The sequence below is a fragment of the Legionella beliardensis genome, assembly GCF_900452395.1.
GTDB lineage: Bacteria > Pseudomonadota > Gammaproteobacteria > Legionellales > Legionellaceae > Legionella_C > Legionella_C beliardensis.
The window spans coordinates 1,876,613-1,903,266 of record NZ_UGNV01000001.1 but is presented as its reverse complement, the minus strand read 5'-3'; the positions used below and the strand labels follow the sequence as shown (position 1 = coordinate 1,903,266).

Here is a 26,654-nt window from a genome sequence, read left to right as displayed (position 1 = left end):
CTGATTCTTACCGACGATTGGCTGTTGTGCTGTATTGTTTTGCAGCTTATGTAGTCATTCATTGTCAATTTTTTTGGCTTATTAAAAGTAGCCTTTTATTGTATTTAATTATTAAGCTTGTTTCTATTTACATTTATCCTTGCCCTTATCGAGATTTTAATCAACTTATATTCGTGCAAGATGAATGGCGTTTATTTGATAAATATGGCGCCCAATTTAACTATCAAAAACATCGATTGATTTTGGATTGCGGTCTATTTTTTCTTATGGAATTAAGCCACGAAACAAAACACCGTGTGATGGTTATTTTTTTTGATCAACTGTCGTTAGATGATTATCGTTCTTTACAGCTCATTGAAAAGATACGATGAAGATTTTATACGTTGATCATTGCTATTTTGCCGAGCACCTACTTCTTTGTAGCACATTTGACCCAGAGTCTGTTGACTACTTCTAAAAAGCCGAATAGAAAAGCAAAAAGACCATCAACCTCGCCAAAGAAATGTGTTAGAATGCTGCAAAATAAATCGTTAAGTTTTGAAAAATTATGCTCCAAAGTGATCGTTTAATAAGCGCAAATGCCACGCCATCAGAAGAAGCTATTGATAGAGCCATTCGCCCTTTATGTCTAGAAGATTATATTGGGCAAGATGCGGTTCGCCAACAAATGCGAATTTTTATTGATGCTGCTAAAAATCGCCGTGATGCGCTTGATCATGTTTTAGTGTTTGGCCCCCCAGGCCTTGGAAAAACAACCTTAGCAGGAATTATTGCTCATGAATTGGGGGTTAATTTAAGACAAACCTCAGGGCCTGTGTTGGAAAGAGCAGGTGATATCGCCGCTCTCTTAACAAATCTTGAAGAAAATGATGTGCTTTTTATTGATGAAATCCATCGCCTTAACCCTGTCATTGAAGAAGTCCTTTATCCGGCGATGGAAGATTATAAATTAGATATTATGATAGGAGAGGGGCCTGCCGCACGTTCTATTAAGCTTGAATTGCCGCCTTTTACTTTAATCGGGGCTACTACACGCGCAGGCTCATTAACCTCCCCACTTCGCGATCGTTTTGGCATTGTACAACGTTTGGAGTTTTATTCAGTTGAAGCCTTAACAAATATTGTGTCACGCTCAGCACGCTTATTAAAAGTTGTTACTGAAGAGGACGGCGCTTGGGAAATTGCGATGCGCTCGCGTGGCACGCCTCGTATTGCCAATCGTCTTTTAAGGCGTGTCCGTGACTATGCAGAAGTATGTGGTGAAGGCATAATAACCTTGGAAATAGCTAAGCTTGCTTTACAGATGCTAGATGTGGATAAACATGGGCTTGATATCATGGATAGAAAATTGCTGCTCGCCGTTATGGAGCGATTTGCCGGGGGCCCTGTAGGGGTTGAAAGTATTGCTGCTGCAATTGGTGAAGAAAAAGGAACAATTGAGGATGTCATTGAACCTTACTTAATCCAACAAGGATTTTTAATGCGCACAGCTCGCGGTCGAATTGCTTCGCAGCTTGCTTATGAGCATTTTGGTCTGCAGCCAACTCAGTGTGAACTTAAGAATGAATCTTAATAGTAGTCATGCGACCTTTCGCGTTTATATAGAAGATACAGATGCTATGGGTGTTGTTTACCATGCTAATTATCTTCGCTTTTTTGAGCGAGCGCGTTCCGATATGTTTAGGCAAGCTGGTTTGCCGTTAACGGCACTCATAACCAGTGATTACCACTTTGCTATCAGGGATATTAAGCTTCATTATGATTACCCTGCTCGTTTAGATGATGTATTATCTATTAGCACGGTGATTGCCGAGCAAAGAAGTTGTAGCCTTTTATTTGAACAAAAAATGAAAAACCAGGATAATAAGATGCTTTGCCAAGCGAGCATTAATGTGGTGTGTGTAAATAAAGCAATGAAACCAAAGCGCTTACCAAATAATTTTTTAGCTAACGCTTTGTAATTATTCTCAGCAAACCTATTAGTTGGAGGAATAAAAACATGGGTAGCCATGCCAGTGTTTTGGGTTATTTTTTACAAGCAGGCCTTGTCGTAAAAGTTGTGATGCTTCTTTTACTTGTTGCTTCAATTTTTTCATGGACTCTTATTTTACAGCGCGCCTGGTATTTTAATCGCAAAAAAAGTGAATGTGATAATTTTACTAGACGCTTTTGGGAAAGCAGTGATTTAAGTAAATTATATACTGACATAGATAACAACCCTGATTATAAGCATGGTTTGGCAGCAATTTTTCATGCAGGTTTTCGAGAATACATTCGTTCCCGCAAGCATGGTAATGTGGCGCTTGAACCTATTCAGCGAGTTATGCAAATTAGCCAGGCTAAAGAAGCAACAAAATTAGAAAAACATCTACCTTATTTTGCATCAGTTGGTTCCATTGCGCCTTATATCGGCTTATTTGGAACAGTTTGGGGAATTATGACATCATTTCAGGCACTAGGCCAGGCACAGCAAGCAACGATTGCGATGGTGGCGCCGGGAATTTCTGAAGCGCTTGTTGCAACAGCACTCGGTTTATTTACAGCTATTCCTGCAGTCATCGCCTACAATCGCTATTCAACTCGGGCAAATGGCTTATTGAATCAATATGATTTATTTCAAGATGAATTAATTGCCTTAATAGAACAGCAAACAGCTGCTCCAGTTAGAGGTTAACATGTTAAGAAAAAAGCGAACTAGTATACGGCCAGTAGCCGAGATTAATGTTGTACCATACATTGATGTCATGCTTGTTTTATTAGTTATTTTTATGATTACAGCGCCCATGTTAACCCAGGGTGTTACGGTAGAATTACCTAAAGCTGCTAGCGAATCAGTCGCCACAGGTGATCGCGAACCCATCATTGTTTCTGTGAATCAGCAGGGTGATTATTTCTTAAATATTACCAATGAGCCTAACCTGCCCATTGAGCCGCGAGCGTTAATGGTACGGGTGGCAGCAGAATTAGAGCTAGCAAAACAGACACACGAAACGCTACCTGTTTTGGTTAAGGGTGATCAAGGTGTTTCTTATGGTAAGGTTGTTACAGCCATGGGCTTATTAAAACAGGCAGGCGCAGCCCAAGTTGGTTTGTTAACTGATTCTTCAGACGAAGGGCAGGAGAACCAAGGATGATCATTGAAAACAGTTATCGTAAAGCATTTTTTGCTGCTATTTTCTTGCATGTATTTTTAGGTATTTTATTACTAGTAGAAGTGACCAGCCCGAGACCAGTTTTAGTAAAAGAAACCAAAAATGAACCCGGCCAAATTATGCCAACAGAGTTAGCAACGAAACCAAAACAGGAACTTGTTAAAGCGGTTAGTATTGATAACCAAGAAGTGATGGATACTTTAAATCGCTTGAAGGAAGAGCGGGTTAAGAAACAAAAAGCAGAACAAGCTCATCAGCTTGCTTTGAAAAAACAAGCAGAAGCTGCACGGTTGGCGCGCTTACAAGAGCAGCAACAATTAGCAAAATTAAAAGAAGAAGCAGCAAAACTAGCACTTGCTAAGAAGAAAGAAATAGAAGAAGAGCAAAAGCGCTTAAAACAGTTAGCGCTGCAAAAAGAGAAAGAAGCAAAACGCTTAGAAGAGCTCAAAAACAAGCAACAACAACTGGAACAAAAGCAGCGCCAGGAAGCAGAAAAGTTAGCTCTACTTAAGAAACAGCAAGCTGAAGAGCAAATGAAATTAGCGCAAGTGGAGCAAGAAAAAGAAGCAAAACTTAAGCAGGAGGAGGCGTTAAAAGCGCAAGCAGAAAAAGCTGCGGCAGAAAAGCGCCGCGCTGCACAAGCTGCAGAAGAGGCTGCGGAAAAAGCAAAAATTGCTGGAGAAGTTAATAAATATAAGGCGATGATAGTGAATGCTATAAGCCAGCAATGGATTCTACCTGAAAATGTCGATAGTAGTTTATCTAGTCAATTTCGTATTCGCTTAGCGCCAAATGGCGCGGTATTAGAAGTTAGCTTAACACGTAGTAGTGGCGATCCTGTTCTTGACAGATCAGCCCAGACGGCTATTTACAAAGCATCCCCGCTACCCGTGCCAACTGATCCAGCAACATTTGATTTATTTCGTGATATCAGTTTAACCGTAAGGCCAGAAAACGTTAGGGGGTAAGGTGGTGTTTAAACGAATTATAGCGTTACTATTAGTGATAGGGCCAACAGCATTATTTGCTCTTGATTTAGAATTAACTCAAGGTGTTAATTCTGCATTGCCGATTGCCATTAATTCTTTCGGCAATGATAATGCAGCACAGGTGTTTACCAATGTTGTTAATAATGATTTACATTTTTCTGGTCGGTTTAAACTTGTTCCCCTACCTGCAAGGACAACAGAAGAAGTGCCTTTTCAGTTATGGCGGCAAGCAGGGGCAGATAGCCTGTTAACGGGGCATGTCGTTAAAACAGGATTTAATCGCTATGAAGTGAGTTATAAGCTTATTGATGCTGTGGCTCAAGGCCGCGTATTACTTAGTAGTAGTTTCCAAGTTAATGGTAATGAACTTCGTTCGCTTGCACATCACATCAGTGACCTTGTTTATGAAAAACTAACCGGCGAGCGCGGTGTCTTTTCAACTCGTATCGCTTATATTTTAGTGCAGCGTCAAGGAGGCCGTGCTAGGTATTCGCTTGAGGTAGCAGATGTTGATGGGTACAATCCGCATAGTTTACTTGTCTCATCAGCTCCCATTATGTCGCCTTCTTGGTCCCCAGATGGTCGGCAAATTGCGTATGTTTCTTTTGAAAAGAAAAAAGCTCAAATTTTTATTGTTAGCGTAGAAACAGGGCGCAGACGACTAGTGACAGATTTTATGGGTTTAAATGGTGCGCCAACTTGGTCACCTGACGGCCGTGAGCTAGCAGTCGTGCTTTCCAAGGGCGGCAATCCAAAAGTATATAGTGTTAACTTAACCGATGGTAATTTAAAGCAGCTTACCTTTGGAGAAGCGATAGATACTGAGCCTAGGTTTTCACCTGATGGACGCTCGTTACTATTTACTTCAGGACGAGGCGGGTCGCCACAAATTTATAAGTTAGACTTAGCCTTAGGAAGTGTTAGCCGGGTAACCTATGAAGGTAATTACAATGCACGGGCATCTTATACACCTGATCAAAAACACATTGCCATCTTTCATCGTGATGAAAAAAGTCGTTTTAATATTGCTGTACAAGATGTTGATACAGGACATATTAATCAATTAACGTTTTCTTCACTAGCTGAGTCACCCTCAGTTGCGCCTAATGGACGTTTAATATTATACGCAACTCGCTATCAGGATAAAGGTGTATTAGGTATTGTTTCAATTGATGGGCGCATCAAAGTACGTTTACCTATCCGTGAAGGTGATGTGCAAGAGCCGGCATGGTCACCCTATTTAATGTGAGTTCGACATAAAAGTAGTGCCATTACTTTTATGTCGACGAATATTATTTCATAGCAGGCAAAGCATCTAGCAGGATTTAATTTAAAAAAGCAGTTCGCTATAAAACTTACTAGCTTAGCGAACTCATATTATTTAGGATAAATGATGAGAAGAAAAGTCCCAACGCTTGCGATATTAGGATTAAGTGTAGGCTTTAGTTTCACTGCAAATGCTTGGAATAGTTTAGGCCATCGTATTGTCGCCCAAATTGCTTATGACCAACTAACGCCAGAAGCCAAGCAGATTTATAATCGTTATAACCATGCCCTTGATGGGGTTTATAGCGCTAAATCTTTAGTCAGTGCGGCCCCCTGGCTAGATAGATTACGTTATCGTAATGAGCTATGGCTACAAGCAATGCATTATATTGATATTCCTTACGTTATTGATAAGACACCCCCCATCAATCCAGATAAAATTAATGCTGTTTATGCCATTAATGAAGCAGTGTCTATTTTAAAAAGTGAAACAGCCTCGTCCTATGATAAGGGATTTAGTTTGCGAGTTCTTTTGCATGTGGTGGGTGATATTCATCAACCAATGCATGCTGTAAATTTATTTAGTGTGAATTACCCTAAAGGTGATCAGGGTGGAAATCAAGTGGTTTTAGGAGCTAATTCTGTTGCCACTAATTTACATGCTTATTGGGATAATGGTGGCGGTTTCCTTAAACCGAAACAAGGTTATTCTTATAAATATGTGGTTAAACAGGCTCATCTTCTAGAAAAGCGTTGGCCTTGTCATGTTAATAGAGATGAACCAAGTGCAAAACAATGGGCTGATGAATCGCATCAATTGGCAATCAAAGTAGCTTATCTTTTAAAAAAAGGGGATAAACCCTCAAAAATATACCAACAATCCGTCAAAACAATTAGCAAGCAACGCTTAGCAATGGCTGGTTGCCGCCTTGGTAAATTATTGAACCAACTTGTAAAAAACCAGTAAATAAAAATTTTTTTATTGCTTTCTTGGAAAAAGAAAGGGCACAATTGGCAAATTTTAACTCCTACTTGGATTTAAATAATAATTAAATTTTAGGGAGAGTTGCTATGTCTTATACTAAATTCATAGATAGTCCACTTGGTAAATTTCTGACAAGTTTAGAAAGCAGACTAAAAGATGCTCAAGTTGTTCCGGCTTTAAGAGATGATAAAACAAAGACAGCGATAGAAACTGACAATCAAATTCAAGAATTATTAGACTTAATAAGTAAACTCCGCAGTGTGCTTAATGTATATAGCGAAGGCGGCTCGCCTGGTTTTACTGATGCGTTTACCATCCCAACTTTACTAAGATTAAAAAATAAGCGAGAGGATTATTTAAGTATCAATTACAAAATATATGATTTTCTTGATAAGAACTTACAGAAAATAATCGAGAGAAATCTATCTTCTTATTTGACAAGTGAAGTTCGGCTCGATGAAGTGAGGTTAGAGCATGCTATACAGCAATTAAGAGCGCATATAAAGTTTGAGTTGTTAAAAAATACACTATTAAAAACACCTGACGCTGGCAAAATTATTGAAGATATATTGGAAAGTGTGGATTTATCCCGGTTCAATAAAAGCTACTTTGCTAATAAAGATAATAATTTTTCAGTAGATTTTTCTTTTGCTATTTTGCAGTATTTAAAACGAAACTATTTAAGCCAACCATTTCAGCATATTAAATTTCAAATTAAACATCCGGTTTTATTTGATTTTTTTATTGAGTTAGCGAAATTATTATCGTCTTTACCTGATGATGTTGCAAAGCTCTTATCTTTTCTTAACCCAGCTGCTATTGAATCTACTTCCAAATTGATAGGCAAACCTATGCATCATACGGGAGATTTCGTTTTTGTAGCACAAGAGACACCGGATAATAAAAGAGTCATTGATATTAAGTTACAATATAAACGCAATTTGCCTGTCATCTTCAAATTCATTGATGCTGTTATCTTTAATTATTTTAAAGAGTTTGCTGAAACGCCAAAGGTGAAAAGTGAACAAGCTAAATCTGAACTGATTCAGCAAACTATTGACCACTTAAATCGTGATTTACTTATTAAAGTGCGCGCAATACCTGAACAAGCCGAGAGATTTTCAACCTTAAAAGAGTCAGCTAATTTGCAATTAGATGCAATATTACATGAATTAGTACAGCGCTTTGACAATTTAGAGCAACTTACTCTAGCAAGTTTAGAGCAATTAAAGAAACAGAAAGCTAATCTAATAAGTCGATTAACATCAACAAGACTTATAGATGAGATAAATGCTGAATCTCCTGTAGGGCAACTAAATACGTTATTGAGTCAATATAATCAGGAAGGTTTAGATACATCGTTTGTAGAGCAAGATTTACTGACTACTTATTTTGTCAGGAACTTAACTAATTCAGCACATTTAACGTCTGTTAGTGATTATATCGCTGCTGTTTTTAAGAAGTTAAAGTTAGAAATTGAAGAGCCCCTTAATCAGGCGAAAATGACAATATTGCAAGATATAAATCAGTATTGGCAACTATGGGCTACACAAGAACTAGAAAAACATGAACAAGCTACGGCTACTATTAGTGAATCTGCAAATGTAATTAAAGCGCAAGCAGAACAAGTGAGGGTTGAAGTGAGCGACCTTCCAGGCGAATTAAATCAAAAAATTAGCTATTTTGAAGCGACGCTTGTGGAGATAGAAAGCAAAAAACAACAGGTGCAGTCTTTGCAAAAAGAACTTAATTTGCAAGCAAATCAGTTTGAAGAATTTAGATTAAATGCAAGAACGCCAGACGATTTTTCTAAATTCTTTGGTCAGGGGCTGCAACAACGAATTAATATCATTTATGAAGAGCAGCAGAATGACTTAGTAGAGGTAAATCATGTTTTAAATCACGTTAATGATGGCTTAATTCAACAAGAAAATGAAATAAACGCTGCCTTAGAAAGGGCACATTTTGAAAAAAGAATGAGTGATAGTAATCCGCAAGAATTAAAATCCATTTTACAAGAAAAAAGCCAGGCACTGGTTATATTACAAAAAGACTTAAATGATTCGCAGTTGCAAATACTAAGAACCGAATTAGACGTTATTCAAGCCTCTAAGCCTACAGAAAGTTCAATTAAAATCCAAGAGCGCATTCAAACTACTAGCAATTTATTTAATCAAACACTAGAAATTCTTTATACAAATTTAAGCAAATTACTTATCCCTATTAATGAAGAAAAACCACAGGAATTAGTAGAGTCATTAAGAAAATTAGCTCAAGCAAATCGCCTTGAAGTAATCATGTGCCTAGAAAATTTACTGGCTCTGCACGAGGTCAATGTCGTTAATGAAAATTGTTATGGTAAAGAAAGAATATTTCATTGGATAGAAGGAGAGTTAATTCCTGCGGCTAAGCAAGATTTATCCGTAAATCAACTAGCGAAGGTGTTTGAGAAAGCTAAGGACTTTAATCAAGCTTATCTTATACAACCTCTTTTTGATATTATATGTCCAGAGATAAAATTTGATAGCCTCAATAAATGGAAAGAATTTTATCAAAGCTTACAAAAAATACATCATCCATCGATTTTTTCTGGTGAAACAACAAAAGCAAATAATAAAGAAAAATTAAAGGCACTAGGTCAAGTATTTAACAACAATTCAGACATTTTATTTGTAAAGCCTACAGTAGAGAAATTAATTCATGTATTAAAAGATACAAATGAAAAATTAACTCAAGATGAAAAAGATATTGCCACTTTAACTCAAGAAAAAGAACTACAAGAAAAGATCAATCCTTTAACTATAATAGAAAGCCAGATCATTGTTTTAAAACAGGAAGAATTAATTTTAGAAAAAATAATAGCTTTATTAGAAAAAAATCAAACCGTCACGCAAGCATTTAACGATTTAAAGACAATATTAACTAGTCCTAATCTAATGACTGTGTTAATTGAAACTGAGCTAGCTATGCAAAAATTACAGCAGGTTCTAGCCGAGATAGTACTAGAGATTGAGCAGTTGAAAAGCTTACCGCAATTAGATAATGCTAATAATGATTATGCATTAAAAGTAAATCAGTTAAGCGATAATCTCAGTACGTTGCAACAAGAAGTTGATGAAGTAACCAGTACTTATTACCAAAGATTAGTGAGTGAATTTAGTTTAGAATCTGAAACCTTAAATAAATTACATGGCGACTTTAATTTAGCCCTTGAAGAATATAGGCAAAATCGAGCGCCTACCCTAGACAGTACTCTTTTATTATTTAAGCAACTAGAAGCACTCAAAAAAGCTAAGAAAGACATTAAGGAAAAATTAGAAAAAATTCCTGAGGCGCTCAAAGCGACTATAAATAAGTCTGCTGTAAAAAATTACTTTATTAATTCTGTTTCAGAAGAGCTAATTGCTAATTCTTTAGTAAGAAAGATGAAAGAATACATCGATACAACAGCAGCCGCTGCTAAAGAAACGTGCGATCGGGTGGTGCTTACTGATATTAAGGCAGTACATCTAAGGCCAATAAATATCATTTATAGTCAAGAGATAGCCGATGCTAACCGGCTTGTAAATGCAGCAATTAATAAGTCTATCAAAATAAAAGAATTGTTACAGGTCACTCCTTTAAGAGGAAGTGCTGAACTACTTAAATTAATCACAACAAGTGAAGTAAGCAGTACAAAAGTTCGTAATGAAATAATTGCTAAAGCAGGTTGCGTTAACATTGCGCAAATAAGGATTATAGAGCGACAAAAGCTAAGTAATCAATTTAAGCAAGCTTTACAGACGTATTTAGATAAGCGCGCTGAGAAATATAATATTAAAGATAAGTTAATTCCAATTGATAAAAACCATCGCGAAGCATTTGTGAGCGCTTTGAAAGATAGACTAGATAATTATACTGAGAATGGCGACAGCCAACTAATATTGGAGCTTATCAGGAATAACAAGTCAAAATTTCCAGGCCAATATTTACAACCCCTATTAAACCGATTAATACTAGCTATTCAGAATCATGATAAAACGCTACCTCAAGCATACAACGCAGATTTTACTGAAGAAATTCATTTGCCTAAGCCTAACCTTGAGGAAGCTCCACGTGTTTTGCAGCGATTACAATTGAGTAAGAGCACAAAGGAATTAGCGGCAAAAATAAAACAAATATATCAAGATATTGAAGACATGCTGCAGTATGGTAAAACCTTAAATTATGAATGTGGCACTAATAAGGAACTAAGCCAAACCCCTATTGAGCTCGCGGAAGGTTTAAAAGAACGCTTAGATGAATTTCTAGTAGTCAATGAGGATAAGATTAAAAAACCAGGTGCAACACGTAACCAGTTAATGCATACTTTCTATCAAGATTTTGATACGCATTTGTACAGCCAAGCGGATACCATGAGCGAACATAGAGATAAGGACTCCTGGAAGCCGATAGTGGCTAATATAGCACTTAACCTGCTCGCACTGCTTAAACTCGCAGTAAGTAAAATTATAACTGGTCATGCCTCATTCTTTTTCCAGCAAACAACGCGTATGGAAAAAGTTGAAGCAATAGAGCAGTCATTAATTTCTACAGTAGAAAGTAGTTATGTCTATGAAATAGGTCCTACGTCTTAATAGTACATCTTTAAGATAGAAAGAGTTAACTAAGAGAGATACCAACATTAAGCTAGAATCATCCCTGCACAAGCGGGATCCACTTGATTGTATTCATCTTAATTTCTTAGAAGTATTGTCATCCCACGTAGGCGGGATCCATGCAACTACATAGCCGATGCTTGAATCTTGATCGTGTCATCCCCGCGTAGGCGGGGATCCATGTTGATGATGGAACAGATTTAAAATAACTAACGATCCAATTTTACATTAAAATTTTTGCCTATTTTCATGATAAGATAGCCAAAGCATTTAAATAGATATATGAAGGAAAGGTCTTAAATGCTTAAATAGTCCAATATTTATGGAAGTTAGTTGTAATGGATAAGCAGTATTATGTTTACATACTTGCAAGTAAACCATATGGTACTTTATACATTGGTATTACAAGTAATTTGATTCAACGAATATATCAACATCAAGCAGGATTGATTGATGGGTTTACAAAAAAATATAATGTACATCAATTAATATATTATGAAGTTCATTCTGATGCCTATCAAGCAGTAGCTAGAGAGAGATGTATAAAGAAGTGGAATAGATAATGGAAAATCAATCTTATTGAGCAGCATAATCCTCGCTGGGTAAATTTAGCCAATAGTTTATATTGATGGCTCTGCTCGGAGAAGAGAGCAAATATTCTCTTCAAGAACACGGTGTCCGCCAAGATGGATCCCCGCCTACGCGGGGATGACACGATCAAGATTCAGGTGTCGGCTATGTAGTTGCATGGATCCCCGCCTACGCGGGGATGACAATATTTGGGGCATAAGGATTGAAAGTATAAGGTTTGGATTCCCGCCCGCATGGGGGCGACAACTCTTCGAACTTGGGTTTAGCAACACGCAAATGCGTACCCCCGCCTGCGGGGGATGACACCTAAATTAGTCCACGCTTAAAAATGTAAATCCTATTAGCTTTAATGTTTATATGGATTGTTAACCTTAAGCTCTTTGTAAGGCATCAATTACAATACCTAAAAAGCGTGTTGCTTCGCCGCCGGTTACCGCTCTGTGATCAAAGCTTAAAGATAGAGGCAATAGTTGATGTGCAGCTATTTTACCTTCTTTTTCTACGACTGGTGCTTCATATAAACGTCCAACACCAAGTATTGCAACCGTAGGGGGTACAATGATAGGGCTTGCAAAGCGGCCTGCAAATTTACCAAAATTAGACAAGGTAATTGTGGCTCCTTTCAAATCCTCAGCAGGCACAGAGCGTGCGCGGACTGATTGTTTATAGTCGTTAATTTTTTGCCTTAGTTCTTCTGCCGATAGGCTATGCGCCTGATGAATAACGGGGACAAAAAGCCCTTCATCAGTATCCATCGCTAATCCTAAATGCATTTCATTAAAGCGTTTTCTGGCGTTATGTAAGGTATCAAACCAAGCATTTAAAGCAGGTTCTTTTTGGCAGGCTTCACTTAAAGCTTGGATGAGACGAACGGTGATGTCAGCTTCACTCGACCAGGCATGAATATCAGCTTCATCAAAAATAGTAACAGGTACCACATCGCGATGAGACTGTATCATGCTAGTGAGCATTGTTCTTCTAACCCCACGTAAGGCTTCAAAACCTTCTGGTAGTTGGGTTTGATTAAACGCTGCCTTTTCAACATCATCACGCGTGATCATGCCATGTTCGCCACTACCTAATAAGGTGGCTAAGTTAACACCTAATTTTTTAGCCAACATTCGCACAGCTGGGGTTGCTTTACTGCGGCTAGAATTCTTTTCACTTGAGCCAATGGTGAAAGTATCTTCGCTTACCTCATGGCTTTCTTCAAGATTTCCAACCACGGTGCCTTTGTCTACTTTTGCTGTTGTTGAGGCTTCAAAAGCAACCAGTGGTGTGCCCGTCTTTAAAATATCCCCGGGTTTTCCATAGAGTTTAGCAATTACCCCATCTTGCGGGCAGGGAACATCAACAACAGCTTTAGCGGTTTCCATAGAAACTAATGGTTGATCAGCTTTAACTAAATCGCCTTCTTTGACAAACCACTCATGAATTTCTGCATCGGGTAAGCCTTCACCTAAATCAGGTAAATTAAAAATATTCATTATTACTCCATTATGCTGATGACACTGTCTTTAATTCGCTTAACACTAGGAATGTAATATTTTTCTAATTGAAAATAGGGCATAACAATATCATATCCTGTGACTCTTTGTACTGGCGCAAGTAAGCTATCTAAACAATTTTCCATTAACTGAGCTGTAATTTCCGCACCCACGCCGCCTGTTTTAGCGCCTTCATGCACAATGACACAACGGCCCGTTTTTTCCACAGAATTAAGAATAGTTTCTATATCAAGTGGCTTAATGGTAGCAACGTCAATAACTTCGCAGGATAAGCCTTCTTCATTTAATTGTTTTGCTGCTTGTAGCGTTTCATGCATACTAGCGCCCCAGCTTATTAAAGTGACGTCATCACCTTGCTGTAGCGTAAAACATTTACCTAGTGGTAATGCTTCGCCATTGTCTTCTACAGGTTGTTTTACTAAACGATAAATGCGTTTAGGCTCTAGAAAAATAATCGGATCAGGGTTTCTTATAGCTGCTAAAAGTAAGCCGTAAGCTCGTTTAGGGGAAGAAGGAATAACGACTTGTAAACCTGGGATATGCGCAAATAATGCTTCTGTACTTTCAGAATGATGCTCAGGTGCACGTATTCCACCCCCAAAGGGTGCACGAAAGACTAAGGGGCAGTGTAAGCGGCCGCGGGTACGGTTGCGCATTCGAGCTGCATGGGAAATAATCTGATTCATTGCAGGGTAAATAAAGCCCATGAACTGAAATTCAGCGACGGGTTTTAACCCTTGAATTGACATGCCTACTGCAAGGCCTGCAATCATTGATTCAGCTAATGGTGAGTCAAACACGCGATGCTCGCCAAAGCGATCTTGTAAGCCTACAGTGGCACGAAATACTCCACCATTTTTACCCACATCCTCACCAAAAACAATGACATTTTCATCATGGGCTAATTCATAGGCTAGCGCTTGGGTAACTGCCTCAACAAGAGTGATATCAGGCATGAGCGGCTTCCTCCATGGCTATTGCACGCTGTTCAATTAAATAATCGGGTAAGGTGGCATAATGGTAATCAAAGGCCGTATTAATAGTTTGAGGCGAGCGATTAAGATATTCATCGACTTGTTGTTGAACACGTTGACTGCATTCGTCTAACAATTGCTGTTCTTTATCCTTATCCCATAGCTCACGCTCTTCTAAAAAGTGCTTTAAGCGGCTAACAGGTTCTTTTAATTGCGCTTCTTGGACTTCTTCTGCAGGTTGATAACGTGTCGCATCGTCAGCAGTCGTGTGATCACATAAGCGATAGGTAAGTGCTTCAATAAGCGTTGGGCCTTTTCCGTGTCGTGCTTTTTCAATAGCCTCCGCTAAAACTTCGCGACAAGCTATCACATCATTGCCATCGACTTGAATACCTTCAAAACCGGCAGCAATTGCTTTCTGTGCAATCGTTTGGCATGCTGTTTGTTTGGTTAAAGGGACTGAAATTGCCCAGCGATTATTATTTACAACAAAAACCACAGGTAGCTGCCAGGTACCAGCAACATTCATTGCCTCATAAAAATCACCTTCAGAAGTGCCGCCTTCGCCTATGCAAGTCACAGCGACTCTCGATTGGTTGCGATATTTAAATGCAAAAGCAACGCCTGCAGCATGTAAACATTGTGAAGCAATAGGAACACAAATAGGTAAATCTTCAGAATTACAACCAAATTGACTACCACGCTCATCGCCGCCCCAATAAGCTAAAATCTCAGACATTTTAACGCCACGTTGTATTTGAGCTGCATAATCACGATAATAAGGAATTAACACATCTTCTTTACGCATAACATGGCCAATGGCAGTAGAAATTGCTTCTTGACCATTAATAGAAGCATAAGTTCCCATTCTACCTGTGCGCTGCAGAGCAATGGCCTTCTTATCAAAAATTCGTGTAAGAACCATAATACGATAAAGTTCTTGCAAGATAGCGCCATCCTCTGCCCAAGAGGGTAGCGAATTACTCTGCTCTCCTTGCGCATTAATAAATTGCTTAAATGCTATTTCAAACTGTGCGATTACTGTCACACTGAGTCTCCTTTTTTAGCGCAAAGACATAGAATACTCATAAATTTTAATAAAAACCATCTCTATGCTTAGCCTTTAAAAGGAAGTTACTATGCAGTTGAATAATTTTAAATTAAAGTTTCATGTTTTTTTTACTTTTGTGAAAAATAAGCGCAACATTAAGTGGCTAATAGTAAGGTAGTGTTTTATAAAAATTATGACTAAATTTACAGTAATTGATATTCCTTATATTGATAAGGTCAGTGACTATTATAAAAAGCTAATAAAGTTACCTGGTTTTATACTTTTAGAAAGTACCGATGTTATTCGTGGCCGATATGATATTTTAAGCGCTTGTCCTTATGATGTTTTGTCAACGGAGCATTTTACTGCCAATGCTTTTTTAGATGCATTACAAAGAAATATACCCCTTGTTGATTATCAATTAGATTTGCCTTTTCAAGGGGGCGGTATAGGATTTTTCTCTTATGATTTTGGTTGTGAATTGGCTGGTATAACGTCTGATCAAGCGGCATTAGTTAATTTACCGAAAGCGGTGGTTGGTTTATATGATTGGGCTATTATTACGGATCATCATTTAAAAAAAATCTCTCTTTTTGCCGCACACACGCAAGTTGAAACGGTTGCTATTGTCGAAGACGTCTTATTAAGATGGCACAGTCAAGATTGCAAAATAGAAGGCTTTGTTCCCAAAAAATCGTTTACGCCTTTAGTGACTAAAGCCGTATATGAAGAGGCCTTTTACACTATTCATCAAGCGCTACGGCACGGTCGTTGTTATCAAGTAAATTATACTCAACCCTTTAAGGCAGCTTATCAGGGTGAGCCTTGGGCAATCTATAATAAGATAAAGGCTTATAATCCTGTGCCTTTTAGCGCGTTTATGACAATTGGTGATGTTAGTATTTTAAGTTTTTCGCCTGAGCGTTTTATTAAATTAGAGCAGGGGAATTTACTTACCTCGCCAATTAAGGGGACAAAGCCTAGGGGAGCATCAGAAGCAGAAGACAGGGCTTTAAAACAATTATTAAGTACATGCCCTAAAAATCGTGCAGAAAATATTATGATAGTGGATCTAATGCGCAATGATTTAAGCAAGATTGCTAAAGTCGGTTCAGTGCAAGTGCCTGCTTTATGTGCAGTCGAAAGTTATCAGGCAGTGCATCATTTAGTTAGTCATATTATTGCAGAATGTGCTGACATTGTTTCGCCTATTGCAGCGTTTGCTAATTGTTTTCCAGGTGGCTCTATTACGGGGGCGCCCAAACGGGAAGCGATGCATATTATTGCTGAACAAGAGGCTTATCAACGCGGTGTTTATTGTGGTAGTGTTGGTTATTTTTCTGCACATGGCAGCTTTGATACTAATATTGCGATACGAACGTTAATTGCTGCTGATAATAGCCTTTATCTTGCTAGCGGCGGTGGTATTGTCATTGATTCAGTGTGTGAGGAAGAATATGAAGAATGTTTTACCAAAATTGCTGCTATTTTACGAGGGCTATGATTTCTAAAATAGCGCTTGTGATGTAAATAAGCGTTAGATTGGTCTAATTTATTCTATGAGATAAAGAGTGCAACTATGCAAAGTCACCATGCGGCTGTTCTTATTTTATATGAGCAAGCAACAAATTCTATTATATTAACCCAACGCAGTAATCATTTAAAAATTCATCCAGGTGAAATTTGTTTTCCCGGCGGACGCTTTGAACAGCAGGATGAATCCTTATGGGCTACAGCATTAAGAGAATTGCATGAAGAGTTAGGCATAACTGCTGACCGAGTAGTGCCTAAAAAATTATTAAAACCTGAGCAAACCGTAACAGGTTTCTTAATTTATCCCTGGCTTGCTACGATTGCAACAATTGTTCCTTATGTTCTTAATGAAAATGAAGTAGACACGGTATTTAAAGTTTCGGTCATCGATGCTTGTAATCTAGCTAATTATCAGCTCGTTGAAGTGGAGCGCCAAGGGGTTAAAATAAAGTCCTATCAATTTACTGCAGAAAAGCGCTTTGTATGGGGCGTTACTGCCAGAATTATGATGCAGTTATGTGCAGTGGAAAATAAGTGTTATTTAATTTAAAGGCGTTCCCTAATAAAAAATTGTTAACCAGACAAAAAAATATATGGTAAGCCACATAATTAGAAATATCTTATAAAATTAATAATAGAAAGCATAATTAGTTTCTGGCTATGACTACCGATAAAATACATTTAATGACGCATAATAGCTGCCTGTTACATGAGATGGGCAGTGGTCATCCTGAATCACCAGCACGTCTTCAAGTATTAATTGATGAGCTGCAATCCTCTTCTTTGCCTTTGATTTGGCACCAATCAAAAGCGATTCCAAATTTTTTATTAGAAAATACTCATGCCTCGCATTATTTAAAATTATTAAACTCAGCTGCACCACAAGCAGGATACAGTTTAGTAGGGCCAGATGCACTTATGAATACGCAAACATTATCAGCAGCATCTCATGCTGCTGGTAGTGTTATAGAGGCAGTAGATAAAGTCTATAAAGGTGAGGCTAAAAAAGTGTTTTGCTTAGTGAGGCCGCCAGGGCATCATGCAATGCTTGAGCAAGCAATGGGTTTTTGTTTTATCAATAGCCTTGCTTGCGGTGTTTTGTATGCTATTCAGAACTATGGTGCCAAGCGCATTGGTATCATGGATTTTGATGTGCATCATGGTAATGGTACACAAAATATTATTCATAATAATCCCCATGTGTTGTTCTGCTCATCCTTTCAGTATCCTTTTTATCCTTTTGATCCCCTTATTGCTGAGCATCCAGTGGTTGTACATATGCCGTTAGGTGCAGGTTCTACAGGGAGGGCTTATCGTAAGCAATTTGAAGAAACAATACTTATGCGTTTTGAACAATTTAAGCCTGAAATTTTATTTGTATCTGCAGGTTTTGATGCCCATTATCTTGATCCAATCGGTGGATTAAATTTAGATGAAGAAGATTACTTCTGGCTTGGAAAAAGATTAATGGAAATTGCTAATAATTATGCAGACGATAAAATAATTTCAGTCCTTGAAGGGGGCTATCATTTACAAGCATTAGCTAAATCAGTGCATGCTTATATGCAAGGATTACAGAGCAATTAATAGCCATAGCTCGCCACTCTAACCTTTCACCAAGCTTCAGGCTCCCTCGCCTGGCATTGTTGCGTGGATAGAATAAGTGATCAAAACGACCTTGTAGCCTAGGTGAAACAAAGTGAAACCCGGGTTTAGGCCCTATGAGCCTCCGCCTGAACTATGTTTTAATTTATCTACGCAACAAGGCCGCCCGCTGGCTCACAATCAACGTAAAGCGCGTCTTAAGATTTTACCTACATTTGTCTTAGGTAACTCTTGGTAAAATTCAACTTCTTTGGGTACCTTATAAGAAGTTAAATGTTCACGACAGTGAGCAATAATATCTTCTACTGTAACTTTTTCATCTCGTTTTACTACACAAGCTTTAACTCGCTCACCAACTTTGTCATTTTTTACACCAATAACACCCACTTCAAGTACACCCGGATGCAGGCTTATGACTTGCTCAACTTCATTAGGGTAAACATTAAACCCAGAAACAATAATTAAATCTTTTTTTCTATCGACTAAATAGACATAGCCTTGATCATCTATCCTAGCAATATCACCTGTTTTTAAATAGCCATCCTTAGTCATAACTAAAGCTGTTTCATCAGGACGTTGCCAATAGCCTGCCATCACTTGTGGGCCTTTTACACAAAGCTCACCCACTTCATCTATACCTAGTTCTTGACCATTGTTATCTTGAATTGATACATCTGTTGAAGGCAAGGGTAGGCCAATACTGCCATTATAATCTTCAAGATACATAGGATTAATAGTTACAGCAGGGCAGGTTTCAGTTAATCCATAGGCCTCAAGTATCCTGGTTTTAGTTACTTCATGCCATTTAAGAGCCACACTTTTTTGTAAAGCCATGCCACCTGACAGAGTAAGTTTGACTTTAGAAAAGTCAATTTCTTTAAATTTAGAGTGATTGAGTAATGCATTAAATAATGTATTTACACCGGTTAACGCTGTAAATTTACTGTTTTTGATTTCATTAATAAAATGTGGGATATCACGTGGATTGGTAATTAAAATATTTTTAGCACCTGCTTTAATAAACGTTAAGCAATTCGCTGTTAAAGAAAAAATATGATAAAGAGGTAATGCTGTAACGATGATATCTTGGTTACTAAGGCCTAAGGGGACAATCCATGCGTAAGCCTGTAAGACATTAGCTACCATATTGCCATGCGTTAAAATAGCCCCTTTGGCAATGCCGGTCGTGCCGCCTGTGTATTGCAAGAAAGCGATGTCTTTATGAGTTAAAGACAGCGTCTCTAGAGGCTTATCGGGTTGTTTAAAAGCAGATTTAAAGGGTATTGCTTGTGGTAAATGATAGGTAGGAACCATTTTTTTCACATATTTGACAACTAAATTGACAATGGTTCGTTTTAAAGCAGGTAAGACATCACCTACTTGCGTGACAATAACATGTTTAATGGCTGTATGAGGAAGCGCTTTCTCAACGGTCTTGGCAAAATTTGCTAAAACAATAATGATTTCGGCACCGGAATCATTCATTTGATGAATAACTTCATCTGCTGTATAGAGAGGGTTAGTATTAACAACAACGTAACCTGCCCGCAGAATTCCAAATAAAGCAATAGGGTATTGTAACAAATTAGGCATCATAATAGCGATGCGAGTGCCTTTTTTTAAGCCAAACCCTTGAAGAAAATGAGCAAATTGCTTGCTTTTTTGCTCTAACTGAGCATAAGTTATATCATAACCCAGATTAGAATAGGCAACCCGGTTAGCATATTTTTGGCAGGACTGTTCAAATAATTCGACCAATGAGTTATATTGATTTGGCTCGATTTCATGGGGCACGCCTTGCTGATAATTTTTTAACCAAATTTTCTCCACGATGATGTCCTTCTGTTATGAATCCCCACGTGTTAGTATAAACAAAAAAGGGGGCTATGGATATTGTAAGCATGATAGATAATACATTGAAATCACAAGTGTTTAAGCTTAAAGGTAGATTATATACTTTTACAGTCATTCAATTACTAAGTGCAGATAAGCTTTTATTTGCGCAGCAATTAGAAGAGGTTGTTGTAAAAGCACCCAAATTATTTAACAATACACCAGTAGTTATTGATTGCAGTGCTTTAAAAGATGAAGAAATTGACTTAGATGCCTTTTGCCACTGCATGCGCTTACATAGCATTTTTCCAGTCGGCATCCAAGGGGCAAATTCCTTTTTAGCTACTATGGCCCAATCAAAAGGCATAGCTGTTTTACATGCGTCCTCTACCCATGATAAACCCCTTATTAATGTATCAACGTCAGAATTAACAACAGATGAAGCCCCTGTTGTAAGTCCTGAAGCATTAAAAACAAAATTATTAACTTCACCAGTTCGCTCTGGTCAACAAGTAGTTAGTAAGGGTGGTGATCTAGTGATTACAGCGTCAGTTAGTCATGGTGCAGAGTTATTAGCTGATGGTAATATTCATGTCTATGGCGCGTTGCGCGGTAGAGCATTAGCTGGCATTTCTGGTGATAAAAATGCACGCATTTTTTGCCAGTCACTGGAGGCGGAACTAGTCTCTATTGCCGGCTTCTATCGCTTAAGCGATGCAATTCAAGCACAAACCGGGCCTTGTCAAATTTACCTTCAGGATGAGCATATTTTAGTTGAGCCTTTATGTTAGATGCGGTATTTATTTCAGATTTACACCTTCACCCGCAAGCTGAAGAGATTACTAAGCGTTTTGAAGGCTTTACCAAGTGGGCGGCTACTAATACCCGATCTATTTATATATTAGGTGATTTTTTTCATGCTTGGGCTGGTGACGATACGATAGAAGCTTGGAGTTTAACGATTGCTAATCAGCTTAAATCTCTTGTTAGTCAGGGCATTAAAATTTTTTTTATGCATGGCAATCGTGATTTTCTTGTTGGTCGAGAATTTAGTCGCATGGCTCACATAACCTTACTTCCTGAGCCAAGTGTCATTAAATTAGCAGACACGCCCATCTTATTAGTGCATGGCGATAGGTATTGTACTCAGGATAAAGCACACCAACGATTCCGAAGATTAACTCGTAATGCCTTGTTTACTTGGCTTTTTTTGCATATTCCTAAGACAATACGCCAGAAAATGGTGGCTCGGGTTAGGCAGCATAGTCAAAATAATCGTGCAAAACCTATCAATCAGATGGCCATTGAGTCTAGTGCTATGTTAAACCATATGCAACGTTACCAGGTTAAACTATTAATTCATGGGCATACTCACAAGCCAGGCTTAACAAAACACTATTTTAAGGGTAATTTATTTAATCAATATGTATTAAGTGACTGGGATGACAACCCACAATTATTGTGTTATCATAAAACAAAAGGTTTCTATTTTACTCATATTTATCTGTAGAGGTTAGCCCTATGCCTACCATGAATGAACTTAAGGCAGCTGAAGAGTTAAAAAATACGCTTAAACAGCAAAAATTTAAGGAAGATTACGATCGAGCATTACTTGAAGCGCGAAGAAATGATGAAGCTGTGCGTGCAGACCCGGGCCAATTCACTGGGGTTGTAGATCAGCACGGTAAAAAAGAAACATACTGGGACAGGGTCGCTCGTAAAGCAGAAGATTTTATTCAATCAACTGGCCAGCAGTCCTATGTAGAATGGCATACGGGGATGATGGATATTTTTGGAGCCGCTGAGGATTTAGCTAAGGCATTACGATTTACGCCATTTGCAGCAGCTTTAGACGACGGTACGTATGAAGCGGGTACGCGCGGTAAGCTAATAAAATTAGGCTTAAAGTATGACGATTGGCGTTCGAAAAAACAGTCTCATGAGCTGACCTACTCCCTAGAGATAGATGATAAGGGCGTCCTAACAACAAAAGCTTTTAAAAATAGAGAACCGTTAGTAGAGAAGAAAGAAGAGCATGAACAAGATAATGAAAAGGAAATGTTTGATACATTGGCTGTAGCATGGCTTAAAGAACGAGGCTACAATTTTGATCCAGCAAATAAAAAGCTTACGGATAGTACTGGCCAACCGGTGACGCCCGCTGTGCTCAAGGATTTGCAAAAAGATGATGAAAAGGGCATGAAAACCTATTTTGCAGATAAATTTAAATTAATAATTGACGCAGCGCCAACACCTGCTACTTCCCTTTCTCCCTAATCTTATTCAATTGGTATTCCGCTATGAAAGCGGAATACGCAATCTGGCTTACTAATTAATTGATTTTCAACGGTAAGAAAATAATCTAGACGTTGCTCGATGTTCCTACCATATAAACTCGCCAGCTTTAAATAATCTTCGAAGTGCCTTGCTTCAGCTTTGACCAAGGTCGCGTAAAATCGTGCTAAACTATGATCGGTAAGCTGTGGAACAAGTGCATTAAACCGTTCACATGAGCGCGCTTCAATAATAGCACCAATTAATAATAAATCGCTTAAGCGTTCAGGGGTGTTTTTTTTGCTAGCTAACATATGAAGTTGCTGAGCATAATTAGAAGGAGGTAGGGGGCCAAATTTTAAGCCGCGTTGTGCCATAAACGCTAGGACTTTTTCAAAATGAAGTAATTCTTCGCGCGCCAACGGAGACATCATATTGACTAATTCTTGATAGCCTGGATACTTACTCATAAAATTAATTGCGGTCGCGGCAGCTTTACGTTCACAATGTGCATGATCCAGCAAAAGAAGCGGTAAATTTTGTGTGGCTGCCTCTAGCCAAGCAGTTGGCGTAGAAATACGTAAAAAAGTAGAAAAATTAGGTATATTTTGTATAGGAGCGCTTATCATATTAAGTAGAATCTTTAAAATTGAAAGCGTTATATCATACATTGTTGTAAAATCAAGTTGGATTGATAATGAGTGAACAATCAGAAAATGAATTAACCGGATGGTTTTCAACCTATGGGCTAATTACAGCACAACGTATCCTTGAGCGTTATCGCATCAAATTACCACAAGAAGATTTATTATGTGCTCTAAAAATTCCAGATACGTTCTATAACCAATTATTACGCTTACCGTTTCGGCATGTTTTTAATGGTATTATTTTTCAACAAGCACAAGATTACCAGCTTTATGCACAGAAACTAATAATCGATTATTTATTATCTGGTGAAAGTGGCAAAGAGGAAGGATCACCGGGCACGTCAGCGCGTGCAGAATTAGAAAAAGAGCGTCAATTATTAATTGATTTAAATAAGGATTTTCATGAGCTTGAGTTGGAGCATGAGAAATTAATTGCTGGCAGCCAAGCCATATTAATTAAAAAAGCTCAAGCTTGGCATGCTAAATTAATGACTATTGCTAAGGAGCTTAAGAAAGAGTTACAAGCTCTAAAAATTAAAAAAAGCGAAACAGCTATTGCGCAAGCGCTTACTGCCTTGTTATGCAATTTTAATTTTAAAGATAAGCCAAGTGATTGGCGTCGCGCTGAGCAAATTTTAGGCGTGTCACTTGGTAATGAAGAACGTGCCAAAATTACTGATAAAATTAATGAACTAGCTGCCTATACTGAAGATTCGGAAGATAATTTAGCTGATTTTGCTCAGCAAATTGCAAGTATGGGTAGACGTATACGCGAGTTCCGGACTGATTTTTATAATTTAATCTTAAGAGCGAAAGACATTATTATACTTCTACCTAATTATCGCCGTGATTTAACCCAAGAAGCAGAAAATAAAGAATCTCTCTTTTTTGATCCTAACTTAGGCGATAGATAGCTAAGGCAGTAAGTGCAATGACGGTGCATCTGTTAAAAGCTCAGAATAGCTCGTTTTTGCAAGTAGGCATTGTTGCGTGGGTAGAATAAGTGATCAAAACGACCTTGTAGTCTGGGTGAAACGCAGTGAAACCCGGGTTTAGGCCCTATGGGCCTGCACCCAGGCTACATTTTAATTTATCTACGCAACAATGCCTTGCGAGCACAGCGAAGCAATCCAGGCTGGGTGCTGAACATGGCGGCGATACTAGATTGCCCACCTTTACTAGGTAAAACTGCCTGTATAAGTTAGCACAAATTGCTAAGCAGCGAATTAATATTATCCACATTGGTAATTGTTCATGTATAATAGCGCCTTTTAATTTTAATCATGGAGTACCTGCATGGCTGTTGAATTCACTTTGTCTATAATTAAACCTGATGCTGTTAAGAAATCAGTCATTGGCGAGATTTATACGCGTTTTGAAAAAGCTGGGTTAAACATTGTTGCTGCTAAAATGCAACAGTTAACACGCGAGCAAGCAGAGGGTTTTTATGCCGTTCATAAAGCACGTCCTTTCTTTAATGATTTAGTTAGCTTTATGATTTCAGGCCCAGTCATGATTCAAGTTTTACATGGTGAAAATGCCATTGCTAAGAATCGTGAATTGATGGGCGCTACTAACCCAAAAGAAGCAGCTCCCGGAACAATTCGTGCTGATTTTGCTGATAGTATTGATGCTAATGCTGTTCATGGTTCTGATAGTGCAGAGACCGCGGCTCAAGAAGTAGCATTTTTCTTTGAGCCTCATGAGGTTTGTGTACGCTAAGTGAAAACTGATGAATTAATGGTAAGAGCATACGTTCATTTGCGTATGCTAAATGGTACATTTAATTTTTGTATGTACTGGTAAGCGTTGAGGATTGTATGGCTGAACTAACCAATTTGTTGAATTTTAATTCTCAACAAATGAGAGAATTTTTTAAGCAATTAGGTGAAAAACCATTTCGCGCCCAGCAAGTGATGCAATGGATTCATCAAGCGGGCTTTCATGATTTTTCTCAAATGACTAACCTAAGCAAATCCTTACGCGAACGCTTATCAGAGCTTGCCGAGATCCGGCTGCCGGAAATTGTTTCCTGTCAAAAATCAAGTGATGGTACGCACAAGTGGCTATTAAAACTTGATTGCAATAACTGCATCGAAACGGTATTTATTCCTGAAAAAAATCGAGGAACACTTTGTGTATCATCACAAGTAGGGTGCGCACTAAATTGTAGTTTCTGCTCGACAGCTAAACAAGGATTTAATCGCAATCTAACCACAGCAGAAATTATTGGCCAGGTATGGCTCGCTGTGCGTGAACTGTCAAAAGATAATGGTATTCATGATAAACGGGTTACCAATGTCGTGATGATGGGTATGGGTGAACCCTTACTTAATTTTGATAATGTAGTAACCGCTATGGATATCATGATGGATGATTTTGCTTATGGTTTATCAAAACGACGGGTGACCTTAAGCACCTCAGGCGTTTTACCTGATTTAGAGCGTTTACGTGAAGTGAGTCCAGTTGCATTAGCAGTTTCCTTGCACGCACCTAACGATGAGTTACGTAATGAATTAGTACCAATTAATAAAAAGTATCCCTTGTCTCAATTAATGGCGCTTTGTAAACGTTATTTTAAAGACGAGCCAAGGCGAAAGGTCACCTTTGAATATGTGATGCTTAAAGGCGTCAATGATCAACCAGAGCATGCTTTTCAATTAGTTAAGTTATTACATAATGTACCGGCTAAAGTAAATTTAATTCCATTTAATCCGTTTCCTTTGACACAGTATGAGCGTTCTTCAGAAGCCACAATCAATCATTTTCGGGATATTTTGATGTCTAAAGGCATTAATACCATTACTCGTAAGACTCGTGGTGATGATATTGATGCAGCTTGCGGTCAATTAGCTGGTTCAGTAAAAGATAAAACAAGTCGGTCGTCTCGCTGGCAGAAGTTACATTTTCAGCCCGTTAATTTAACTAAAGAACAAAATTAATTATCTTATTGGCTAAAATTAAAAGGCCCACAATTATTGAGATAAATATATGGATAAAACGGATTATGCTAATCGCTATCGCCATATTAATTTCAGACTTCATCCTGAGCGATATATTATTGGCAAAGGAGAGCAGGGTGTATTGATTGCTGAACCTTATAAAAGTGAAATACTTCCTCATTGGCGTTTCAAAACCCCGCAAATTGCTAAGCAATCTGCAGAAACGATTTATAATTTATTCCTTAATTATCGCGATGGTAACGATTTTGTAGGGATGGATATGGCAAGGAAGTATTTACAAATGGGGTTTACACGCGCAAGACGCTACGCAAACCATGCCAGTGGTCGTAAGTATGATAGTAGTGGTGCGGTAAAGCCCCAAGAGCCAAACTCAGAGAGTTCACTAAAAGCTGAGTCAGCGCGCATATTTTTAGCTTTTTATCAGCAAGTCATGGAAGATGAACAGTATCAAGCCTTAAAGAAAAAGCACCTTCTATTAGAGAAAAAAAAGCCTAAATCATAAGATTTTGCTTCTATAAAAACGTGACCATTTTTGTTTGTTCTACAATTAAGCGAATTGAAAACCAGGTTCTAAACTTATAATTAGCAAAAGGCCACTTATTTGCTTAACAATAAGCTTTTTTAATTTATCCATTAGCGGTTATAA

The 26,654-nt window shown here is 38.2% G+C and carries 25 protein-coding genes; 20 read left to right on the top strand and 5 right to left on the bottom strand.

From position 1 onward, the window contains the following. Nucleotides 1-26 precede the first annotated feature (26 nt). From DYE47_RS08410 to DYE47_RS08365, 10 genes are all read left to right on the top strand, one after another. Nucleotides 27-371 carry a hypothetical protein gene (locus DYE47_RS08410; RefSeq protein ID WP_115302850.1) on the top strand — a complete coding sequence of 115 codons (345 nt, stop codon included), beginning with the start codon at nucleotides 27-29 and terminating at the stop codon, nucleotides 369-371. A 176-nt stretch (nucleotides 372-547) separates the two neighbouring features. After that, entirely contained in the window at nucleotides 548-1,573 is a 1,026-nt protein-coding gene (gene ruvB / locus DYE47_RS08405; RefSeq protein ID WP_115302849.1) for a Holliday junction branch migration DNA helicase RuvB, read from the top strand. Further along, nucleotides 1,563-1,961, top strand: coding sequence for a tol-pal system-associated acyl-CoA thioesterase (gene ybgC / locus DYE47_RS08400; RefSeq protein ID WP_115302848.1), 399 nt, complete (start codon nucleotides 1,563-1,565; stop codon nucleotides 1,959-1,961). Before ruvB ends, ybgC begins: the two co-directional genes overlap by 11 nt. A gap of 38 nt (nucleotides 1,962-1,999) precedes the next feature. After that, nucleotides 2,000-2,674, top strand: coding sequence for a protein TolQ (tolQ, locus tag DYE47_RS08395; protein WP_115302847.1), 675 nt, complete (start codon nucleotides 2,000-2,002; stop codon nucleotides 2,672-2,674). A gap of 1 nt (nucleotide 2,675) precedes the next feature. Continuing rightward, a complete protein-coding gene (tolR, locus tag DYE47_RS08390) occupies nucleotides 2,676-3,134 on the top strand; it encodes a protein TolR (RefSeq protein ID WP_115302846.1) in 459 nt (152 codons plus the stop codon). Further along, entirely contained in the window at nucleotides 3,131-4,120 is a 990-nt protein-coding gene (gene tolA, locus DYE47_RS08385; RefSeq protein ID WP_115302845.1) for a cell envelope integrity protein TolA, read from the top strand. The genes tolR and tolA overlap by 4 nt, the downstream gene beginning before the upstream one ends. Nucleotides 4,121-4,124: 4 nt before the next feature. After that, a complete protein-coding gene (gene tolB, locus DYE47_RS08380) occupies nucleotides 4,125-5,390 on the top strand; it encodes a Tol-Pal system beta propeller repeat protein TolB (RefSeq protein ID WP_115304047.1) in 1,266 nt (421 codons plus the stop codon). Between the two features lie 141 nt (nucleotides 5,391-5,531). Further along, nucleotides 5,532-6,374 (top strand): S1/P1 nuclease, encoded by an 843-nt coding sequence (locus DYE47_RS08375; protein ID WP_115302844.1) that lies wholly within the window; start codon nucleotides 5,532-5,534, stop codon nucleotides 6,372-6,374. A 104-nt stretch (nucleotides 6,375-6,478) separates the two neighbouring features. Further along, nucleotides 6,479-11,008 carry a coiled-coil domain-containing protein gene (locus DYE47_RS08370; RefSeq protein WP_115302843.1) on the top strand — a complete coding sequence of 1,510 codons (4,530 nt, stop codon included), beginning with the start codon at nucleotides 6,479-6,481 and terminating at the stop codon, nucleotides 11,006-11,008. Nucleotides 11,009-11,367: 359 nt separating this feature from the next. Beyond that, nucleotides 11,368-11,592 carry a GIY-YIG nuclease family protein gene (locus tag DYE47_RS08365; protein ID WP_115302842.1) on the top strand — a complete coding sequence of 75 codons (225 nt, stop codon included), beginning with the start codon at nucleotides 11,368-11,370 and terminating at the stop codon, nucleotides 11,590-11,592. A gap of 399 nt (nucleotides 11,593-11,991) precedes the next feature. Here the strand turns inward: DYE47_RS08365 and DYE47_RS08360 are convergent, their stop codons facing one another. Genes DYE47_RS08360 through pdhA form a run of 3 tightly spaced genes read right to left on the bottom strand, consistent with a single transcriptional unit; the run spans nucleotide 11,992 to nucleotide 15,150 of the window. Then, nucleotides 11,992-13,107: a dihydrolipoamide acetyltransferase family protein gene (locus tag DYE47_RS08360; RefSeq protein WP_115302841.1), complete on the bottom strand. Its 1,116-nt coding sequence runs from the start codon at nucleotides 13,105-13,107 to the stop codon at nucleotides 11,992-11,994. Nucleotides 13,108-13,109: 2 nt separating this feature from the next. After that, a complete protein-coding gene (locus tag DYE47_RS08355; RefSeq protein ID WP_115302840.1) occupies nucleotides 13,110-14,084 on the bottom strand; it encodes an alpha-ketoacid dehydrogenase subunit beta in 975 nt (324 codons plus the stop codon). Next, entirely contained in the window at nucleotides 14,077-15,150 is a 1,074-nt protein-coding gene (gene pdhA, locus DYE47_RS08350; protein ID WP_115302839.1) for a pyruvate dehydrogenase (acetyl-transferring) E1 component subunit alpha, read from the bottom strand. The genes DYE47_RS08355 and pdhA overlap by 8 nt, the downstream gene beginning before the upstream one ends. A 196-nt stretch (nucleotides 15,151-15,346) precedes the next feature. On the opposite strand from pdhA, the gene pabB reads away from it, so the two are divergent. The 3 genes from pabB (at nucleotide 15,347) to DYE47_RS08335 (ending at nucleotide 18,273) form a co-directional block, all read left to right on the top strand. Then, nucleotides 15,347-16,657 (top strand): aminodeoxychorismate synthase component I, encoded by a 1,311-nt coding sequence (gene pabB / locus DYE47_RS08345; RefSeq protein ID WP_115302838.1) that lies wholly within the window; start codon nucleotides 15,347-15,349, stop codon nucleotides 16,655-16,657. 75 nt (nucleotides 16,658-16,732) lie between these two features. After that, a complete protein-coding gene (locus DYE47_RS08340; protein WP_115302837.1) occupies nucleotides 16,733-17,236 on the top strand; it encodes an NUDIX hydrolase in 504 nt (167 codons plus the stop codon). Nucleotides 17,237-17,346: 110 nt separating this feature from the next. Continuing rightward, entirely contained in the window at nucleotides 17,347-18,273 is a 927-nt protein-coding gene (locus tag DYE47_RS08335) for a histone deacetylase family protein (RefSeq protein ID WP_115302836.1), read from the top strand. A gap of 198 nt (nucleotides 18,274-18,471) precedes the next feature. On the opposite strand, the gene DYE47_RS08330 is transcribed toward DYE47_RS08335, so the two are convergent. After that, nucleotides 18,472-20,121, bottom strand: a complete 1,650-nt coding sequence (locus DYE47_RS08330) for an AMP-binding protein (RefSeq protein ID WP_115302835.1) — start codon at nucleotides 20,119-20,121, stop codon at nucleotides 18,472-18,474. 71 nt (nucleotides 20,122-20,192) lie between these two features. Here DYE47_RS08330 and minC point away from each other — a divergent pair, with 71 nt between their 5' ends. Genes minC through DYE47_RS08315 form a run of 3 tightly spaced genes read left to right on the top strand, consistent with a single transcriptional unit; the run spans nucleotide 20,193 to nucleotide 22,401 of the window. Next, nucleotides 20,193-20,915, top strand: a complete 723-nt coding sequence (gene minC / locus DYE47_RS08325) for a septum site-determining protein MinC (RefSeq protein WP_115304046.1) — start codon at nucleotides 20,193-20,195, stop codon at nucleotides 20,913-20,915. Then, a complete protein-coding gene (locus DYE47_RS08320) occupies nucleotides 20,909-21,634 on the top strand; it encodes a UDP-2,3-diacylglucosamine diphosphatase (RefSeq protein ID WP_115302834.1) in 726 nt (241 codons plus the stop codon). Before minC ends, DYE47_RS08320 begins: the two co-directional genes overlap by 7 nt. An 11-nt stretch (nucleotides 21,635-21,645) precedes the next feature. Next, a complete protein-coding gene (locus DYE47_RS08315) occupies nucleotides 21,646-22,401 on the top strand; it encodes a hypothetical protein (RefSeq protein WP_115302833.1) in 756 nt (251 codons plus the stop codon). A 2-nt stretch (nucleotides 22,402-22,403) separates the two neighbouring features. Here the strand turns inward: DYE47_RS08315 and DYE47_RS08310 are convergent, their stop codons facing one another. Then, on the bottom strand, nucleotides 22,404-23,027 hold the full coding sequence (locus tag DYE47_RS08310; protein WP_115302832.1) for a MiaE family protein: 624 nt from the start codon (nucleotides 23,025-23,027) through the stop codon (nucleotides 22,404-22,406). Between the two features lie 68 nt (nucleotides 23,028-23,095). Here DYE47_RS08310 and DYE47_RS08305 point away from each other — a divergent pair, with 68 nt between their 5' ends. From DYE47_RS08305 to DYE47_RS08290, 4 genes are all read left to right on the top strand, one after another. Beyond that, a complete protein-coding gene (locus DYE47_RS08305; protein WP_115302831.1) occupies nucleotides 23,096-23,959 on the top strand; it encodes a hypothetical protein in 864 nt (287 codons plus the stop codon). 382 nt (nucleotides 23,960-24,341) lie between these two features. Beyond that, nucleotides 24,342-24,767 (top strand): nucleoside-diphosphate kinase, encoded by a 426-nt coding sequence (ndk, locus tag DYE47_RS08300; RefSeq protein WP_115302830.1) that lies wholly within the window; start codon nucleotides 24,342-24,344, stop codon nucleotides 24,765-24,767. A gap of 98 nt (nucleotides 24,768-24,865) precedes the next feature. Further along, nucleotides 24,866-25,987: a dual-specificity RNA methyltransferase RlmN gene (rlmN, locus tag DYE47_RS08295; RefSeq protein WP_115302829.1), complete on the top strand. Its 1,122-nt coding sequence runs from the start codon at nucleotides 24,866-24,868 to the stop codon at nucleotides 25,985-25,987. 49 nt (nucleotides 25,988-26,036) lie between these two features. Then, complete coding sequence (locus DYE47_RS08290; protein WP_115302828.1) at nucleotides 26,037-26,510, top strand: DUF4385 domain-containing protein; 474 nt, start codon at nucleotides 26,037-26,039, stop codon at nucleotides 26,508-26,510. Nucleotides 26,511-26,654 lie beyond the last annotated feature (144 nt).

Coding starts and splice junctions, on each gene's coding strand:
- ruvB (WP_115302849.1), top strand. CDS start 548: ATGCTCCAAAGTGATCGTTTAATAAGCGCAAATGCCACGCCATCAGAA.
- ybgC (WP_115302848.1), top strand. CDS start 1,563: ATGAATCTTAATAGTAGTCATGCGACCTTTCGCGTTTATATAGAAGAT.
- tolQ (WP_115302847.1), top strand. CDS start 2,000: ATGGGTAGCCATGCCAGTGTTTTGGGTTATTTTTTACAAGCAGGCCTT.
- tolR (WP_115302846.1), top strand. CDS start 2,676: ATGTTAAGAAAAAAGCGAACTAGTATACGGCCAGTAGCCGAGATTAAT.
- tolA (WP_115302845.1), top strand. CDS start 3,131: ATGATCATTGAAAACAGTTATCGTAAAGCATTTTTTGCTGCTATTTTC.
- DYE47_RS08375 (WP_115302844.1), top strand. CDS start 5,532: ATGATGAGAAGAAAAGTCCCAACGCTTGCGATATTAGGATTAAGTGTA.
- DYE47_RS08370 (WP_115302843.1), top strand. CDS start 6,479: ATGTCTTATACTAAATTCATAGATAGTCCACTTGGTAAATTTCTGACA.
- DYE47_RS08365 (WP_115302842.1), top strand. CDS start 11,368: ATGGATAAGCAGTATTATGTTTACATACTTGCAAGTAAACCATATGGT.
- DYE47_RS08360 (WP_115302841.1), bottom strand. CDS start 13,107: ATGAATATTTTTAATTTACCTGATTTAGGTGAAGGCTTACCCGATGCA.
- DYE47_RS08355 (WP_115302840.1), bottom strand. CDS start 14,084: ATGCCTGATATCACTCTTGTTGAGGCAGTTACCCAAGCGCTAGCCTAT.
- pabB (WP_115302838.1), top strand. CDS start 15,347: ATGACTAAATTTACAGTAATTGATATTCCTTATATTGATAAGGTCAGT.
- DYE47_RS08340 (WP_115302837.1), top strand. CDS start 16,733: ATGCAAAGTCACCATGCGGCTGTTCTTATTTTATATGAGCAAGCAACA.
- DYE47_RS08335 (WP_115302836.1), top strand. CDS start 17,347: ATGACTACCGATAAAATACATTTAATGACGCATAATAGCTGCCTGTTA.
- minC (WP_115304046.1), top strand. CDS start 20,193: ATGATAGATAATACATTGAAATCACAAGTGTTTAAGCTTAAAGGTAGA.
- DYE47_RS08320 (WP_115302834.1), top strand. CDS start 20,909: ATGTTAGATGCGGTATTTATTTCAGATTTACACCTTCACCCGCAAGCT.
- DYE47_RS08315 (WP_115302833.1), top strand. CDS start 21,646: ATGCCTACCATGAATGAACTTAAGGCAGCTGAAGAGTTAAAAAATACG.
- DYE47_RS08310 (WP_115302832.1), bottom strand. CDS start 23,027: ATGATAAGCGCTCCTATACAAAATATACCTAATTTTTCTACTTTTTTA.
- DYE47_RS08305 (WP_115302831.1), top strand. CDS start 23,096: ATGAGTGAACAATCAGAAAATGAATTAACCGGATGGTTTTCAACCTAT.
- ndk (WP_115302830.1), top strand. CDS start 24,342: ATGGCTGTTGAATTCACTTTGTCTATAATTAAACCTGATGCTGTTAAG.
- rlmN (WP_115302829.1), top strand. CDS start 24,866: ATGGCTGAACTAACCAATTTGTTGAATTTTAATTCTCAACAAATGAGA.
- DYE47_RS08290 (WP_115302828.1), top strand. CDS start 26,037: ATGGATAAAACGGATTATGCTAATCGCTATCGCCATATTAATTTCAGA.